13 protein-coding genes and 1 other annotated feature (1 of these 14 cut by a window edge) are annotated in these 15,643 nt (G+C 63.4%); of the genes, 2 read left to right on the top strand and 11 right to left on the bottom strand.

Annotated features, from left to right (window positions below; genetic code table 11):
* Positions 1-102: 102 nt before the first annotated feature.
* Positions 103-2,661, top strand: a complete 2,559-nt coding sequence (gene xdh, locus ACOX7T_RS05070) for a selenium-dependent xanthine dehydrogenase (RefSeq protein WP_433440505.1) — start codon at positions 103-105, stop codon at positions 2,659-2,661.
* Positions 2,662-3,099: 438 nt separating this feature from the next.
* Here the strand turns inward: xdh and ACOX7T_RS05065 are convergent, their stop codons facing one another.
* Positions 3,100-3,267 (bottom strand): ribbon-helix-helix domain-containing protein, encoded by a 168-nt coding sequence (locus ACOX7T_RS05065; RefSeq protein ID WP_083870383.1) that lies wholly within the window; start codon positions 3,265-3,267, stop codon positions 3,100-3,102.
* Positions 3,268-3,373: 106 nt separating this feature from the next.
* Between ACOX7T_RS05065 and ACOX7T_RS05060 the strand changes: the two genes are divergently transcribed.
* Positions 3,374-3,580 (top strand): hypothetical protein, encoded by a 207-nt coding sequence (locus ACOX7T_RS05060; RefSeq protein ID WP_433440503.1) that lies wholly within the window; start codon positions 3,374-3,376, stop codon positions 3,578-3,580.
* 21 nt (positions 3,581-3,601) lie between these two features.
* On the opposite strand, the gene ACOX7T_RS05055 is transcribed toward ACOX7T_RS05060, so the two are convergent.
* The 10 genes from ACOX7T_RS05055 to sepF all read right to left on the bottom strand — a co-directional run bounded on the left by ACOX7T_RS05055 (position 3,602) and on the right by sepF (position 15,507).
* Positions 3,602-4,849 (bottom strand): M16 family metallopeptidase, encoded by a 1,248-nt coding sequence (locus ACOX7T_RS05055; protein ID WP_433440501.1) that lies wholly within the window; start codon positions 4,847-4,849, stop codon positions 3,602-3,604.
* 93 nt (positions 4,850-4,942) lie between these two features.
* On the bottom strand, positions 4,943-7,093 hold the full coding sequence (locus tag ACOX7T_RS05050) for a polyribonucleotide nucleotidyltransferase (protein WP_433440499.1): 2,151 nt from the start codon (positions 7,091-7,093) through the stop codon (positions 4,943-4,945).
* A gap of 472 nt (positions 7,094-7,565) precedes the next feature.
* The gene (gene rpsO, locus ACOX7T_RS05045; protein WP_433440497.1) at positions 7,566-7,832 is read right to left on the bottom strand and encodes a 30S ribosomal protein S15; all 267 of its coding nucleotides are present in this window, start codon (positions 7,830-7,832) and stop codon (positions 7,566-7,568) included.
* Positions 7,833-8,040: 208 nt separating this feature from the next.
* The gene (locus ACOX7T_RS05040) at positions 8,041-8,823 is read right to left on the bottom strand and encodes a putative ABC transporter permease (protein WP_433440495.1); all 783 of its coding nucleotides are present in this window, start codon (positions 8,821-8,823) and stop codon (positions 8,041-8,043) included.
* Between the two features lie 217 nt (positions 8,824-9,040).
* Positions 9,041-10,660: a hypothetical protein gene (locus tag ACOX7T_RS05035; RefSeq protein WP_433440493.1), complete on the bottom strand. Its 1,620-nt coding sequence runs from the start codon at positions 10,658-10,660 to the stop codon at positions 9,041-9,043.
* Entirely contained in the window at positions 10,653-11,366 is a 714-nt protein-coding gene (locus tag ACOX7T_RS05030; RefSeq protein ID WP_433440491.1) for an ABC transporter ATP-binding protein, read from the bottom strand. The genes ACOX7T_RS05035 and ACOX7T_RS05030 overlap by 8 nt, the downstream gene beginning before the upstream one ends.
* A 43-nt stretch (positions 11,367-11,409) precedes the next feature.
* Complete coding sequence (locus ACOX7T_RS05025; protein WP_433440489.1) at positions 11,410-11,847, bottom strand: hypothetical protein; 438 nt, start codon at positions 11,845-11,847, stop codon at positions 11,410-11,412.
* Positions 11,825-12,031 (bottom strand): helix-turn-helix transcriptional regulator, encoded by a 207-nt coding sequence (locus ACOX7T_RS05020; RefSeq protein ID WP_433440487.1) that lies wholly within the window; start codon positions 12,029-12,031, stop codon positions 11,825-11,827. Before ACOX7T_RS05020 ends, ACOX7T_RS05025 begins: the two co-directional genes overlap by 23 nt.
* A gap of 350 nt (positions 12,032-12,381) precedes the next feature.
* On the bottom strand, positions 12,382-15,204 hold the full coding sequence (gene ileS, locus ACOX7T_RS05015) for an isoleucine--tRNA ligase (RefSeq protein ID WP_433440485.1): 2,823 nt from the start codon (positions 15,202-15,204) through the stop codon (positions 12,382-12,384).
* Between the two features lie 36 nt (positions 15,205-15,240).
* Complete coding sequence (gene sepF / locus ACOX7T_RS05010; RefSeq protein WP_148316211.1) at positions 15,241-15,507, bottom strand: cell division protein SepF; 267 nt, start codon at positions 15,505-15,507, stop codon at positions 15,241-15,243.
* Between the two features lie 49 nt (positions 15,508-15,556).
* Positions 15,557-15,643 (bottom strand) — a binding site (T-box leader) (it continues 143 nt past the right edge of the window).

Raw genomic sequence — 15,643 nt, 5'->3', positions numbered from 1 at the left:
TATCTATTTCGGTTGATACCTTTCGAAATTGGTGTTAAGCTATATAAAAAGAGGGAAATAAGCCAAGGGAGAGACCCGATTACTATAAGGAGGCTTTTTGCCATGTATACCTTCATCGTCAACGGGAAGACGGTTTCCACAGAGCGGGACGAGCGCCTGCTCACCTTCCTGCGGGAGGAGCTGGGGCTCACCTCGGTCAAGAACGGCTGCTCCGAGGGCGCCTGCGGCACCTGCATGATCCTCATCGACGGAAAGGCCACCAAGGCCTGCGTCCAGAAGACCTCCAAAATGGAAGGCAAGCAGGTGATCACCTGCGAGGGCCTCACCGACCGGGAGAAGGATGTGTACGCCTACGCCTTCACCCACTGCGGCGCGGTGCAGTGCGGCTTCTGCACCCCCGGCATGGTCATCAGCGCCAAGGGCCTCATTGACGCCAACCCGGACCCCACCCGGGAGGAGGTCAAGTTCGCCCTGCGCAACAACATCTGCCGCTGCACAGGCTACAAGAAGATTGAGGACGCGGTGCTGCTTGCCGCCAAGATGTTCCGGGAGGGCACCGAGGTGCCCCACGAGACCTTTACCGGCAAGGTGGGCGAGAATCTGCCCCGTGTGGACGCCCCCGCCAAGGCCATCGGCACCGCCGAGTATGCCGACGACATCCGCATGGAGGGCATGCTCTTCGGCGGCGCGGTGCGCTCCGACTACCCCCGCGCCATTATTAAGGGAATTGATATCAGCGAGGCTCTGGAGGTGCCCGGCGTGGTGAAGATTGTCACCGCCGCCGACCTGCCCGGAGAGCTGAAGGTGGGCCACCTGAAGCGGGACCAGTGGGTGCTGGTGCCCATCGGCGGCGAGGTCCACTTCTGCGGCGACCCCATCGTGCTCATCGCCGCCGAGACCACCGAGGCCCTGAACCAGGCCAGGGCCCTGGTGAAGATTGACTACGAGGTGCTCAAGCCCGTCCTCACCCTGGAGGAGGCCATGGCCCCCGACGCCCCCGAGCTCCAGGAGGGCGGCAACTGCTTCGCCCACGAGCATCTGGTCCGGGGCGACGCCGAGGGCAAGCTGAAGAACAGCAAGTATGTGGTCACCACCAAGTACCACACGCCTCCCACTGAGCACGCCTTCCTGGAGACCGAGACCGCCGTGGCCGCTCCCGAGGGCCAGGGTGTGGTGGTCTACTCCGGTGACCAGGGCATCTACCAGACCCGCCGCGAGTGTGCCGACGCCACCGGCCTGCCCCAGGAGCTGGTGCGGGTGGTTGCCAAGTGCGTGGGCGGCGGCTTCGGCGGCAAGGAGGACATGTCCGTCCAGCACCACGCCGCCGTGCTGGCCCATCTGACCCAGCGGCCCGTAAAGGTGGCCATGACCCGCAAGGAGTCCATGCTCTGCCACCCCAAGCGCCACGGCTTTGAGATGGAGGTCACCACCGGCTGCGACGAGAACGGCCACCTGACCGCCATGATCGCCATTCTGCGCACTGATTCGGGTGCCTTTGCCTCTCTGGGCGGCCCGGTGCTTCAGCGGGCCTGCACCCACGCCGCCGGTCCCTACAACTATCAGGACATCATCATCGACGGCAAGGCCTTCTACACCAACAACCCGCCCTGCGGCGCCTTCCGCGGCTTCGGCGTGACCCAGAGCTGCTTCGCCGCCGAGTGCAACCTGAACAAGCTGGCCGAGCTGGTGGGCATCAGCCCCTTTGAAATCCGCTACCGCAACGCCATCCGTCCCGGCCAGGTGCTGCCCAACGGCCAGATTGCCGACGAGGGCACCGCTCTGGTGGAGACTCTGGACGCGGTGCGGCCCTACTACGAAGCCAACCCCAAGGCGGGCATCGCCTGCGCCATGAAGAACGCCGGCCTGGGCGTGGGTATCCCGGACACGGGCCGTGTGACCCTCCACGTGGAGAAGGGCGTGGTCCATGTCCGCACCTCCGCCGCCTGCATCGGCCAGGGCATTGGCACCATCACCTGCCAGATTGTCTGTGAGGTCACCGGCCTGCGGCCCGACCAGGTCACCTGGGACGCCCCCGACACCTCCATCGCCCCCAACTCGGGCAACACCACCGCCTCCCGCCAGACCCTGTTCACCGGCGAGGCCACCCGCCGGGCGGCCACTGAGCTGAAGTGGGCGCTGGAAGGCCGCGACCTGTCCGCCGTGGAGGGTGTGGACTTCCACCAGGAGTACACCGGCATCACCGACAAGCTGGGCTCCGACCGGCCCAACCCCATCAGCCACATTGCCTACGGTTACGCCACCCACCTGGTGGAGCTGGACGACGAGGGCAAGATCAAGCGGGTCATCGCCGCCCATGACGTGGGCCGGGCGGTGAACCCGGTGAGCGTGGAGGGTCAGATTGAGGGCGGCGTGGTCATGAGCCTGGGCTATGCCCTTACCGAGGACTTCCCCCTCAAGGATGGCCGTCCCACAGCGGTGTACGCCTCCCTGGGCCTGTTCCGGGCCAACCAGACCCCCGATGTGAAGGCCATCATCGTGGAGAAGAACGAGTCCGAGCTGGCCTGCGGCGCCAAGGGCATCGGCGAAATCTGCTCCATCCCCACCGCCCCCGCCGTGCAGCTGGCCTACTACAACTACGACGGCAAGTTCCGCACCAGCCTGCCCCTGGCTGACACGCCGTACAGCAAGAAAAAGAAGTAAATCTGTTTCGTAAGACTGGCAAGGCCGGCGGAGAATTCCGCCGGCCTTGTTTTGGACTTTCTCTCGAAGGAAACGGTCTCCGACGGCCTACTTTCCAACGAGGGAAAGTAGGCAAAGCTCGCCAGGGGGCAACAGGCGCGGAGGGCCCTGTTAGGGCCAAACGCGCCCGTTTCCCCCTGGTACCCCCTTTCGGGGACGCGGCTTGCGGCGGTGGGTTTCAATTACCCTCCGAACTTGAAGGCATTTGCTTGCCGGTTCGGCTGTTTGGTATCGCAACTGCTCAGCCCGAGCAGTGTTACCCACCCAGACTTGCCAATCCCTGCAATTCATTGGCGATCTCAATGCCGCCCCTAGTCTCTGCCTCGTTATCTGGCCTGCGCCCGAACGGGTTTGACGCATAGAAACCTTCAGAACAGCAAAAAAGAACGGCTGACCACGTCAGCCGTTCTTTTTCTCGTACTTTTTCAGCAAATCCTCTATGGCCTCGTCCAGAAGCCGGGATTTGGGGATGCGGGTATCCTCCGCCAGCTTGTTCCACTTGGGCACAAGTTCATTTTTCAGTGAAGAGGTAAACCGGGTGCGGTTCACCAGAATCGGATCGGCCATGCGCATTCCCTCCTAGTTGAATCCAGCATACCAAGGATGGAATGTGGTTTCAACTGGTTGAAAATAGTGTCTATTATATGTATAATAGCATTAAGGAGGTGAAGGTATGCCCAATTCGGAAGAGGAAAAGACCTGCGCCCAGTGCCGTCATTTCCGGCGGCACTATGTATGTGAGGGTGGACGGCGCTTTGTGCCTCTGGGTCGTGGTCACTGCGGCGCACCCCGCCTGCGGGACAAGGATGCAGACACCCCGGCCTGCGGGCGGTTCTCCGGCCGCCCCGAGGGGAAAAAGGCAGAAAAAGCGGACGGCTGAGCCCAGCCGTCCGCTTTTTGTTCAGTTCAGCAGCGCCCGATACTCGTCGGCGGTACGCACCCGGCCTACGGCGGACAGGGACGCCCGGGAGAAGTCAAAAATCTCCTCCGCCAGCCCCCGCACATCCTCAGCGGTGACGGCGTCATAGGCGGCGATAATCTGGTCGGGAGTGAGCACCTCACCCATCATCAACTCACTGCGGCCCAGGTGGGCCATGCGGGCCTGGGTGGACTCCAGCCCCATGAGCACGTTGGCCTTTGACTGCTCTCTGGCCCGGTCCAGCTCCTCCCGGGTGACGCCCCCGTCCCGGAAGGCCTTCACCGTGTCCACAATGGTGCGGATGGCCTCCTCCTCGGTCTCCCGGCCCAGGGCGGTGTAGACGGCGTAGAGGCCGGTGTCGGCGTGGCCCGCACCGTAGGAGTAGATGGAATAGCACAGACCCCGCTGCTCCCGCACCTGCTGCCACAGCCGGGAGGACATGCCGCTGCCCAGGATGGAGGAGAGCAGCTGAAGGGCGAACCGGCGGCTGTCCCCGTAGCACAGGCCGGGGAAGGCCAGGGTCAGGTGGTTCTGCTCGATGGCCTTTTTCTTCACGGTGATGCAGGGGGTATACACCGCCGCCCTGGGCTGGGGCAGACCGCCCGCGGGCATGGCGGAAAACCGGGCCTTCAGGTCGTCCACGTCTTTCTGCGTGAAGCTGCCCGCCAGGGCCACCACGATGTCCCCGGCCAGGTAGTGGGAGGTCATGTACTCCTTCAGCCAGGCGCCGGTCATCTTCTCCAGGGTGGCCTTCCGGCCCAGGATGGGCCGGGCCAGGGCGGAGCCGTGGTACACCCCGGCGGCCAGGCGCTCGGCGCACAGGTCCTCCGGGTTGTCCTCGTACATGCCGATCTCCTCCAGCACCACGCCCCGCTCCGTCTCCACGTCGCTCTCGTCAAACTTGGAGGAGAAGAACATGTCGCACAGGATATCGGCAGCCTGGGGCAGGTGGGTGTCCAGCACCCGGGCGTAGAAGCAGGTGGACTCCTTGGTGGTGTAGGCGTTTATTTGGCCGCCCACCGCGTCCATCTCCCCGGCCAGGTCGGCGGCGGTGCGGCGGGCGGTGCCCTTGAAGAGCATGTGCTCAATGAAGTGGGCGGCGCCGTTCTCCGCCGCCTTCTCCTGGCGGCTGCCGGTGCCCACATAGATGCCCAGGGCCGCCGAGCGCACGGCGGGGACGTGCTCGGTGAGGATGCGCACGCCGTTGGGCAGGGTTATTTTTTCATACATGGCAGGGTCCTCCTTGGACGCGGGCCGCGGCCCGCAGATGCGGAAACCGGGCGGGCAAGTACTGCCCGCCCGGTCTATTATACCCGTTTTTTCTTACTTTGCGCTCTCGCCGGCAGCCTGCTTGGCCTTAATCTCCTTGAGGGCGTCCTTGTAGGACAGGTTCACGCGGCCCTTCTCGTCGATATCGGTGACCTTGACCCAGATCATGTCGCCGATGTTGACCACGTCCTCCACCTTCTCCACGCGGCGGTCGGCCAGCTTGGAGATGTGGACCATGCCGTCCTTGCCGGGAGCCAGCTCCACGAAGGCGCCGAAGGTCAGGATGCGCACCACCTTGCCGTAGTACAGCTGACCCACCTCGGGGACGAACACGATGGTGTCGATCATCTTCTTGGCGGCGTCGCAGGAGGCGGCGTCGGGGGAGGCGATGTGGATGGTGCCGTCGTCGTCGATGTCCACGGTGGCGCCGGACTCAGCGCAGATCTTCTGGATCACGCTGCCGCCCTTGCCGATGACCTCGCGGATCTTGTCCACGTCGATCTTCATGGTGATCATCTTGGGGGCGTACTTGCTCACCTCGGGACGGGGCTCAGCGATGCAGGGCAGCATGATCTCGTCCAGGATGGCATAGCGGGCGTCCTTGGTGATCTCCAGGGCCTGCTTGATGATCTCGTGGGTCAGACCGTCGTTCTTCAGGTCCATCTGGATGGCGGTGATACCGGCCTTGGTGCCGGCCACCTTGAAGTCCATCTCGCCGTGGAAGTCCTCCACGCCCTGGATGTCGATGAAGGTCTGGAAGGAGCCGTCGTCGTCCTGGATGAGGCCGCAGGAGATGCCGGCCACGGGGGCCTTGATGGGCACGCCGGCGTCCATCAGAGCCAGGGTGGAGCCGCAGATGGAGCCCTGGGAGGTGGAGCCGTTGGAGGACAGGACCTCGCTCACCACGCGGATGGCGTAGGGGAACTCGTCCACGCTGGGCAGCACGGGCACCAGAGCGCGCTCAGCCAGAGCGCCGTGGCCGTACTCGCGGCGGTTGGTGGAGCGGGGAGCCTTGGCCTCGCCCACGGAGTAGGGGGGGAAGTTGTAGTGGTGCATGTACCGCTTCTCGTCCTCTTCCCAGATGGTGTCCAGCTTCTGAGAGGCGGCCAGGGTGTTCAGGGTGGCCACGGACAGGACCTGGGTCTGGCCGCGGGTGAACAGGCCGGAGCCGTGGACCTTGGGCAGCACGCCAACCTCGGCGCTCAGAGGACGGATCTCGTTCTTGGCGCGGCCGTCCACGCGGTGGCCCTGGAGCAGCCAGGCCTTGACGATCTTCTTCTGGAACTTGTAGGTGAACTCCTCGAGATACTTGTCCATCTCGGGGTACTCCTCCAGGTAGTCCTCGTGCCACTTGTCGATCATGGCGTTCCAGCGCTGCTCACGGATGTTCTTGTCGTCGGTGTCCATGGCGGCCTTGGCCTCGTCCATGTACTTGTCCACGATTTTGTCGAACAGCTCCTGGTTGAAGTCGGCGTGGTCGTACTCCATCTTGGGCTTGCCGATCTGGGCCACAATGTCGTTGATGAAGGCGACCTGCTTCTTGATCTCCTCGTGGGCCTTCACGATGCCCTCGTACATGATGTCGTCGGGGATCTGGTCGGCGCCGGCCTCGATCATGACCACCTTCTTCTCAGTGGCGGCCACGGTCACGTCCATGCGGGAGGTCTTGCGCTGCTCCTGGGTGGGGTTGAAGACAATCTGGCCGTCGCAGTAGCCCACCTCCAGGCAGCCGATGGGGCCGGCGAAGGGGATCTCGGAGTAGCTCAGGCAGGCGGACACGCCGATCATGGCGGTGACCTCGGGGGAGCAGTCGTAATCCACGCTCATGACGGTGCAGGTGATGCACACGTCGTTGCGGAAGTCGTAGGGGAACAGGGGGCGGATAGGCCGGTCGATGAGGCGGGAGGCCAGCACGGCGGGCAGGGAGGGACGGCCCTCACGGCGCAGGAAGGAGCCGGGGATGCGGCCCACGGCGTACAGCTTCTCCTCAAAGTCCACGCTCAGGGGGAAGAAGTCCACGCCGTCCCGGGGACGGGGGGAGACGCAGATGGCCACATGGACGGTGGTGTCGCCGTAGCGCACCAGAGCGGCGGCGTTGGCCAGCTCGGCGGTCTTGCCCACCTCGATGGAGAAGGGACGGCCGGCGATCTCAGTCTTGAAGATCTTGTGGTTGGGGAACTGCTTGTGGGTGATGACGGTAGACATGGTTGTCCTCCTTTTCGTTGGTATGGGCCAGCGTCCGGGCCGTCTCACCTTTTAGCATTTGAACCCGGGTCCGTATCTTTCAGGCCCATGTTCAACTGCTAAAAAAGCGCTCCGGCCCGGCGGGGCCTGTGGATAGGTTCGCGCCGTCCTCCCGGAGGAGAATGGCAAGATAGGGTGGCGTGGCATAACCACGCCACCCTATCGGGAAGCTCTTACTTAATGCGTATCGACCAAAGCCCAAAGCATTGAAAGCTCTGGCTTTCAATGCCATTTGGCTTTGCTCAGGCGCAGGGGTTTTGGACAAAATTGTCTAAACCCCTTGCGCCTTCCGCTGGTGCATCTCAATGCGCCAGCGGAAATACGCATTACAGCAATGGCTGAATTCCATAAAATCGGCTTTTTGAGCCGCTTTTATGGAATTGCGCGGCCGCTGCCGCGCGAATAAACCGCTTTACGGTTTATTCAGCAGACATTACTTACGGATGCCCAGCTTGGCAATGATGGCACGGTACCGCTCGATGTCCTTGGCCATCAGGTAGTCCAGCATCTTGCGGCGCTTACCGACCATCTTCAGCAGGCCACGACGGCTGTGGTTGTCGTGGGTGTGAACCTTCAGGTGCTCGGTCAGCTCCTGGATGCGGGCGGTCAGAATGGCGATCTGAACCTCGGGGGAGCCGGTGTCAGTGGGGTGAGCGCGGTTGGCCTCGATAACGGCCGTCTTCTCGTCCTTACGGATCATGGATGGTTTCCACCTTTCATATCATTTGCCCGGCGGCTGAGTAACGGGTGGGCGGACCCCCGCGGATACGCGGCTTTTGTCCCGAAACTAAGCGGCAGGCGGCTTACGCACATTTGCGTGCCATGGTAGTCTATCATATTTTGCCCACGCTGTAAAGGGAAAAATCACAATTTTCAGGGCTTTTGGCCCCGTTTTCCTCTGACAGGCATTACTGCCCGGGCAGGTCGTTGGGTTTGGGCACCCCGGCGGCCTCTCTGGCCTCGTCGGTGCCGATATAGGTCAGGTTGGTGAAGATGGCCTCCAGCTTCCGGTCGGGGTAGTGGGTATCCAGAAACTCCGCCACCGGCCCGGCGGCGGGCACATTGTGCTGCCGCTGGTTCATCCGGCCCAGAGCTGCGGAGGTGAGGGCCACGTCAAAGGCCATCAGCACCGCCAGCACCAGGGTGAGGGGGCGGCCGGCCCCGTTGGGGATTTTCCCAATCCAGCGGCACACCGCCGGATAGGCCCACTTGACCCACAGCACCGCCGCCACACCCCAGAACAGGGAGAACACCAGGTTCACCCGGCCGTTGATATTGAAGGGCAGATGGCTGTAATCCCAGAAGCAGGCGCCGAAGAGCACCTCCTGAAGCCAGGAACAGGCGTACTCGTACACAGCGCCCAGCACCGTGCCCGCCAGCAGGATGAGGAAGGAGCTGCGCCGGGCAAGGCGGTGGAAGCACAGGGTGAACAGTACCGCACCCAGACCCCACACCAGGGAGAAGGAGCCGTAAATGACCCCGCTGCGGTTCTGGAGCTCCCCACGGGTGAGGAGCATGAACACCGTCTCCACCAGACAGCCCAGGAAGGAAACGATGATAAACACCCAGAAGAGCTTGTAAAAGTTCACGCCCCGGGCAAAAAAGCCGGGGATATTCTCCGAAGAGACGGCCTCTGTCCGCTCCGCCCCGGAAAAGCCGGACTGCTGCCGTCCGTGCGCCAGTTCTGCCATAGGGTTCTCCTTTCTCTGTCCGTCACCTTGGAACAGTGGGTATCATACCACGGCACAGTGCACAATAACATGAAGGATATATTAAATTTTCATTTAACTTTTCCCCCCGAAATTCGAAATTTCGACCTCCGAAAGGGCTTCTTCCCACTGTCCGGCCGCAAAAAATGTCCCTGCCGCCCGAAATGGGCGGCAGGGACGGGCATTTTGACGGCAGGGTTTATTTAATGCGGAAGGTCTTCTCCGCCCGATTCCACACCACGGCCAGGGCGACGGCGCTGTACGCCACGGTGCATGCCACCACCAGCAGGGTGAACACGCTGGTGGGCTGCTTGATCTGGAGGCACATCCAGCACAGGAAGTAGACCACCCAGTTGAGGATGCCGAAGAAGGGGTTTTTCACCGCCAGCTGGGCGGTGTAGGGCTGGAAGATGTAGTAGAGGAACAGGGGATGGACCGAGAAGAACACCGCCAGGCTCAGCACCGCCAGGCAGAACAGGGCCAGGGCGCCGGTGAGGGGCGCGCCCGCGGCCAGGGTGACGGCGGCGGTGCCCACACAAATGGCGGCGGCCACCAGCAGGTTCCGCTTTGCCACCTCGCCCAGCCGGATGGTGAAGTTGCGCAGGAGCACCTTCCGCTCCCGGTACCAGCCGTACCGGAGGAGGGAGAGGTCGCAGTTGTAGAACATGGCCTTGCAGATGCGCTGACCCAGGCTGTTGCAGATGAGGTACATGATGAACACGAAGATGGGGAGGAACCGGACGGGGAACTCCGCCATCATCTCAGCCATGGTGTCCGGCACGAAGAGCACAGCTCCCAGGCCCAACAGCACCGCCGCGGCCACAATGCCCAAGGCGTACTTCACCGGCTTGTTGAGCAGCCGCCGGTGGCGCAGGAAGAACAGGCCGTTGAGATAGGCGTAGCCCTTCAGGGCGGCGATGCGGCCTCCGGCGTCCTCGGCGGCCAGGTCGGAGTCCTTCATCTGCACATCCCGGAAGGCGGCCTGAGCGGCGTTCTGCTTGGCGGCGGCGGTGGACACGTTCTCCGCCCGGCAGGTTTTCCACACCAGGGCCTGATAATGGGGATAACGGAGGAGCCAGATGCCCGCCCAGGCGCCGCAGCCCACCGACGCGATGTACACCGCCGGGTTGAACAGGAACCGCTCCATGGGCAGGGGGGTGGGCAGCAGCAAGGTGGCGTAGGCCCCCGCCAGGGACAGCACGGTGACTGCCATGATGTACCACACGCTCTTGCCCGGCTGCTTCTCCCAGCGGTCCCACACCCACACGTGGAACAGCTCGCCGATACACCGGACGGCGGCCAGCTGCATGGTAAGGAGCAGACCTTCCCACCAGCCGGGGCCGAAGAGGGCGGCAAAGACAATCAGAGCCGGGGTAAAGGTCACAAAGGACTGGAGGTGCTCACGCCCTGCGGTGGCCGCCAGGCTGGCCCGGGCGCTCATGCCCATCTGCCGCACACAGGTGTACTTGACCAGGCTGGCGGTGAGGATGTTGGACTGGAGAAAGGCCCCGCCGAAAAAGCTGAGGAAGAACAGGGCGGTGAGGAGGCTGAGCCACAGGGTCTCCCGGGGCGCGTCCTCCAGCAGCAGCATGGCGGGCAGCAGGCAGCAGAGGAACAGGTAGATGAACTTTCCGGCAAAGGCGCTGAGGATTTTCAGCACCTCCACCACGGCCATGAGCCGCTGCTTGGCCGCCGAGGCGGCGTACAGCCGGTCGGGGAACAGGCGGCGGATGAGGGGGATTTTTTTCAGCCAGAAGAGGAAGCGGTTGCAGCTCATGGCGGACTGCACCCGGAACACATTGCGCACGTCCTTAATCATGGCGTTCCTCTTCTTTCAGCAGCTCCACCACCCGGTTTTCAAATTCGGGCGTGTGGATGATGGACGGGTCCACCTCCTCCAGCTCGCCGTGATGGAGGAGGACAATCTCGTCGCACAGGTCGGCGGCCAGCTGGAGAATGTGGGTGGAGAAGAGGATGATGTGGTCCTCCTTCATCTCAATGAGCAGGTCCTTCATCTCCTTGGCGGCCACCACGTCGAAGGAGGTGAGGGGCTCGTCCAGCAGGATGACCGGCGGCCGGGCAATGAGGAAGCAGAGCATCTGCATCTTGTTCTTCATGCCGTGGGAGTAGTCCTTCATCAGGCGGTAGCGGTCCTCGGCGTCAATGCCCACCAGGTCCAGCCAGTCGTCGGGGGTGCGGCCGCTGGGGTCCTTGCCGGCGTTGATCTCCTGGAAGAACTTCACGAACTCCCAGCCCGTCAGGAACTCGGGCACCACCGGCGTGGACAGCACATAGCCCACGTCCCCCTCGGCCAGGGGACGGCGCTGGCCGTCCCCGTCCTCCACGCAGAAGGCGCCGCCGTCAGGCGGAAACTCTCCCGCCAGGCAGTTCATCAGGGTGGTCTTGCCCGCGCCGTTGCGGCCCAGCAGACCGTAGATCCGGCCTTGGTCAAAGGAGAAGGACGCCCCCTTGAGCACCTGCTTCTCCCCAAAATGCTTCTCGATTCCTTCCAAAATGAGCTTCATACGTCTCTCACTTTCCGCCGCCTTCCCGGGCGGCTTTCCCTTGTTACAGCTCCTTCTGGAGCCGCACCAGCTGATACATGTAAATCACGAAATGGGCCAGGTAGGCCAGCATCACCACAACCATCACCGCTATGGACACGTCCAGCGCCAGCAGGATGACCCACTGGATGATAAAGATGGGGGTGGTGGCCAGCAGACAGCGGTGGGCGGCGATACCCCGGAGCATCTGGTTGCGCTCGTCCTTCTCCTCCCGCTCCGCCGCCCTGCGGGCCTTCTCGTTGCGGCGGTAGTACCGGGCGAAGAGGGCCTTGACCGTCAGCAGCCCGCCCAGGGCACCCCCTGCGCCGGCCAGCAGGCCGCCCACCAGACGGGGCAGCTCCAGACCCAGCTTGTCCCCCACCAGCAGCAGAAGCAGCACCAGCCAGCTCACGCCTGCGCCGATCCAGTACAGAATTTCCTTACTCTGCTCCCTGTTCTTCATAGAGAAAGACCTCCTCAATGGTGGTTTCAAACAGCCGTGCAATCCTGAAGGCCAGCAGGATGGACGGGTTGTACCGCCCGTTCTCCAGGGAACCCACCGTCTGCCGGGATACCTCCAGCGCCTCGGCCAGCTCCTCCTGGGTCATGCCCCTGGCCTTCCGCAGCTCCTCCAGCCGGTTTTTCAAACCCTCGCCTCCTCCAAAATGGAAAGCTCGCTTTCCTTTCTGTGGCCCCAGTATAGTCCCACCGTCGCATTTTGTCAAGTTAACTTTCCATTAAAATCATCTTTACAAAAAAACAGGCGCCCGCAGAAGCGGGCGCCTGCTTGGCGGTGTTATGAGGATTTCTTACTGCTCCGCTTTCACAACAGCGGCGCAGCGGGGCAGCCCCACCGGGCCTTGGCCCGGCGGGGACCCCGGTTCTTTCATCTGCTCGGGGCAAGTGAATTGCCCCGGCATCAAGGTTTTGGGCCCATGGCCCAAAACGCTTGGACGCGCTGCCGCGCGGCCCCGCTTCGCGGGGGCTCTGCCCCGGGTTACTGCTCGGCTTTCACAACGGCTGCGCAGCGGGGGCAGAGCTCGGGGTGGTCGTGGTCCTCGCCCACGTGCTCGTTGTACATCCAGCAGCGGGCGCACTTGGCGCCGGAGGCCTGCTCCACCTGGACGGTCAGGCCGGGGACGGCCTCGCCCTTGTAGCCCTCGCCGGAGCCGATGACGGCGTCCACGTGGGAGACGATGCAGATGGTCTCCAGGTCCTTGGTGTCGAAGCCGCCCAGGGGGCCGCGCCACAGGGCCTGGGCCTCGTCGCCGTCAAAGTACAGCGTGACGGCGGCCTCCAGGCTCTTGCCGATGCGCTTCTCGCCGCGGGCAATCTCCAGGGCCTTGTTCACGTCGGTGCGCAGGGCCATGGCGGCGTCCCAGCGCTCGGCCTGGTCCTGGGGCAGGGCCAGAGCCTCGTCGAAGTCGGGCATCTCGTTGAAGAGGACGCACTCGGCATCGGCGGTCTTGTCGTGGGGCATGGCCTGCCAGATCTCCTCGCTGGTGAAGGCCAGGATGGGGGCCACCAGACGGGTCATGCCGTCCAGGATCCGGTACAGAGCGGTCTGGGCGGAGCGGCGGCCGGCCTCATCGCCGCAGTAGAGGCGGTCCTTGATGATGTCGAAGTAGAAGTTGGACAGGTCCACCACGCAGAAGTTGTACAGGCTGCGGTAGACGCCGTGGAACTCGTACTTGTTGTAGAAGTTACGCACGGTGCGGGCAAGCTCATTGAGGCGGGACAGGGCCCACTTGTCCAGGTCGGTCAGGTCGGCGTAGGCCACGGAATCGGCGTCCGGGTCAAAGCCGTTCAGGCTGCCCAGCATATAGCGGGCGGTGTTGCGGATCTTCAGGTAGGCGTCGGACAGCTGCTTCATGATCTCCTTGGAGATGCGCATGTCCTGGGTGTAGTCGGCGGAGGCCACCCACAGGCGGAGCAGGTCGGCGCCGTAGTCCTTGATGACCTCGTCGGGGGACACGGCGTTGCCCAGGGACTTGTGCATGGCCTTGCCCTCGCCGTCCACGGTCCAGCCGTGGGTGGTGATCTGCTTATAGGGGGCCACGCCGTTGACGGCGATGGAGGTGAGCATGGAGGACTGGAACCAGCCGCGGTACTGGTCGCCGCCCTCCAGATACAGGTCGGCGGGGTACTTCAGGTAGGGACGCTCGGCGGCCACAGCGGCCCAGGTAGAGCCGGAGTCGAACCACACGTCCATGATGTCGGTCTCCTTGGAGAAGTGGACCTTGCCGCACTTGGGGCACACGAAGCCCTCGGGCAGCAGATCCTTGGCCTCCCGCTCGAACCACACGTTGGAGCCGTGCTCACGGAACAGCTCGGCCACATGGGCGATGGTCTCGGGGGTGACGATATCAGCGCCGCAGTCGTCGCAGTAGAAGATGGGAATGGGCACGCCCCACACACGCTGACGGCTGATGCACCAGTCGTTGCGCTCCGAGATCATGGAGATCATGCGCTCCTTGCCCCACTCGGGCTTCCACTGGATCTCGTCGCAGGACTTGACGGCGGCGTCCTTGATGGCGTCCACGGAGCAGAACCACTGCTCGGTGGCGCGGTAGATGATGGGGTGCTTGCAGCGCCAGCAGTGGGGGTAGGAGTGGGTGATGGACTCCTTGGCAACCAGGAAGCCCTCGGCCTCCAGGTCGGCCACCACCATGTCGTTGCCCTTGGCGTAGAACTGACCGTTGTAGCGCTCGTCGGTCATGACGCCCTTGGCGTTGACGGGCACGGGGACGCCGATGTGGGTCAGGCCGGCCTTGTCGTACTGCTGGCAGATCTGGAAGTCCTCGGCGCCGAAGCCGGGAGCGGTGTGGACGCAGCCGGAGCCGGCGTCCAGGGTGACGTGCTCGCCGTTGAGGATGACGGACTCACGGTCGAACAGGGGGTGGGTGGCGGTCATCAGCTCGAACTCGCTGCCCTTCATCTCGGCCAGCACCTTGCAGGCGTCGTAGTCGATGTGGGCGGCCTTGCACACCTTCTCGGCCAGCTCCTTGGCCAGGACGTACACGTCGCCGGAGGGCACCTGGAGCAGGACATAGTCGAAGTCGGCGTTGAGGCAGATGGCGAAGTTGCCGGGGATGGTCCAGGGGGTGGTGGTCCAGATGACGAAATAGGTCTTGCTCAGGTCGGTGTACTGGGCCAGCTTGCCCTTGTCGTCCCGGACGGGGAATTTTACGAAGATGGTAGTACAGGGGTCGTCGGCGTACTCAATCTCGGCCTCGGCCAGAGCGGTCTGGTCGTGGGGGCACCAGTACACGGGCTTCATGCCCTTGTAGATGAGGCCCTTCTCGGCCATCTTGCCAAAAACCTCAATCTGCTTGGCCTCAAACTCGGGCAGCAGGGTGATATAGGGGTTCTCCCACTCGCCGATGACGCCCAGGCGCTGGAACTGGCCGGTCATCTTGGCGATATAGCCCTCGGCGTACTCCTTGCACTTGGTGCGGAACTGGGCGGTGGTCATCTCCTCCCGCTTCACGCTCTTGTCCTTGAGCACGGCGGACTCGATGGGCAGGCCGTGGGTATCCCAGCCGGGGACGTAGGGGGCGCACCAGCCGGTCATATTGCGGTGCTTGACGATCATGTCCTTGAGGATCTTGTTCAGGGCGGTGCCGATGTGGATGTTGCCGTTGGCGTAGGGAGGGCCGTCGTGGAGGACGAAGGTGGGCTTGCCCTCGTTCTTCTTGATCAGCTTGTGGTAGATGTCCTTCTCCTCCATGGCCTTGAGCATGTCGGGCTCACGCCGGGGCAGGCCGGCCCGCATGGGGAAGTCCGTCTTGGGGAGGTGGATGGTCTTGTTGTAGTCCATGGGTTGTTTCCTCCAGATATGATTGTTGTGGCCGGATCAGTCCTCCGGCGGGGTGATCAAATAGGTCCACGCAGACAGCTTGCGGATTCTGCCGCCGGCCAGCCAGACCGCGCCGCACAGGAAATCCAGGATACGCTGGGCAACCTCCGGTCCGGCCTCCTCCAGATCCGCCAGAAATGCGCCGCCGGCCCGGACCTGCTCCGCCAGTTCGGTTGCGTCCGAGAAGCCGCCGGCACGGTGCAGGGGCAGCTTGGCCAGCTCCTCCGGGTCGGGGGGCTCCAGCCAGTACAGTTCCTCTTTCATCCTGTCTCCTTTCCGGTGCCGAGGGAACAAAAAAGCGCCCCTGTCTCCAAAAAGAGACAAAGGCGCAAACCTCTGCGGTACCACTCTTCTTGCCGCAGGCATGCTGCGGCCACTCAAGCCGGCGGATAACGGCGCC

Source organism: Pseudoflavonifractor sp. (assembly GCF_050943825.1).
Taxonomy (GTDB): domain Bacteria; phylum Bacillota; class Clostridia; order Oscillospirales; family Oscillospiraceae; genus Pseudoflavonifractor.
The sequence above is the reverse complement of the archived record's forward strand: the minus strand, read 5'-3'. Positions and strand labels throughout refer to the sequence as shown.

Excerpts from the sequence above, each read along its gene's own strand:
- ACOX7T_RS05065 (WP_083870383.1), bottom strand. The coding sequence starts at position 3,267 with ATGGCCGATCCGATTCTGGTGAACCGCACCCGGTTTACCTCTTCACTG.
- ileS (WP_433440485.1), bottom strand. The coding sequence starts at position 15,204 with ATGGACTACAACAAGACCATCCACCTCCCCAAGACGGACTTCCCCATG.
- xdh (WP_433440505.1), top strand. The coding sequence starts at position 103 with ATGTATACCTTCATCGTCAACGGGAAGACGGTTTCCACAGAGCGGGAC.
- ACOX7T_RS05040 (WP_433440495.1), bottom strand. The coding sequence starts at position 8,823 with ATGGCAGAACTGGCGCACGGACGGCAGCAGTCCGGCTTTTCCGGGGCG.
- ACOX7T_RS05055 (WP_433440501.1), bottom strand. The coding sequence starts at position 4,849 with ATGTATGAAAAAATAACCCTGCCCAACGGCGTGCGCATCCTCACCGAG.
- ACOX7T_RS05035 (WP_433440493.1), bottom strand. The coding sequence starts at position 10,660 with ATGATTAAGGACGTGCGCAATGTGTTCCGGGTGCAGTCCGCCATGAGC.
- ACOX7T_RS05050 (WP_433440499.1), bottom strand. The coding sequence starts at position 7,093 with ATGTCTACCGTCATCACCCACAAGCAGTTCCCCAACCACAAGATCTTC.
- rpsO (WP_433440497.1), bottom strand. The coding sequence starts at position 7,832 with ATGATCCGTAAGGACGAGAAGACGGCCGTTATCGAGGCCAACCGCGCT.
- ACOX7T_RS05030 (WP_433440491.1), bottom strand. The coding sequence starts at position 11,366 with ATGAAGCTCATTTTGGAAGGAATCGAGAAGCATTTTGGGGAGAAGCAG.
- ACOX7T_RS05060 (WP_433440503.1), top strand. The coding sequence starts at position 3,374 with ATGCCCAATTCGGAAGAGGAAAAGACCTGCGCCCAGTGCCGTCATTTC.
- sepF (WP_148316211.1), bottom strand. The coding sequence starts at position 15,507 with ATGAAAGAGGAACTGTACTGGCTGGAGCCCCCCGACCCGGAGGAGCTG.
- ACOX7T_RS05025 (WP_433440489.1), bottom strand. The coding sequence starts at position 11,847 with ATGAAGAACAGGGAGCAGAGTAAGGAAATTCTGTACTGGATCGGCGCA.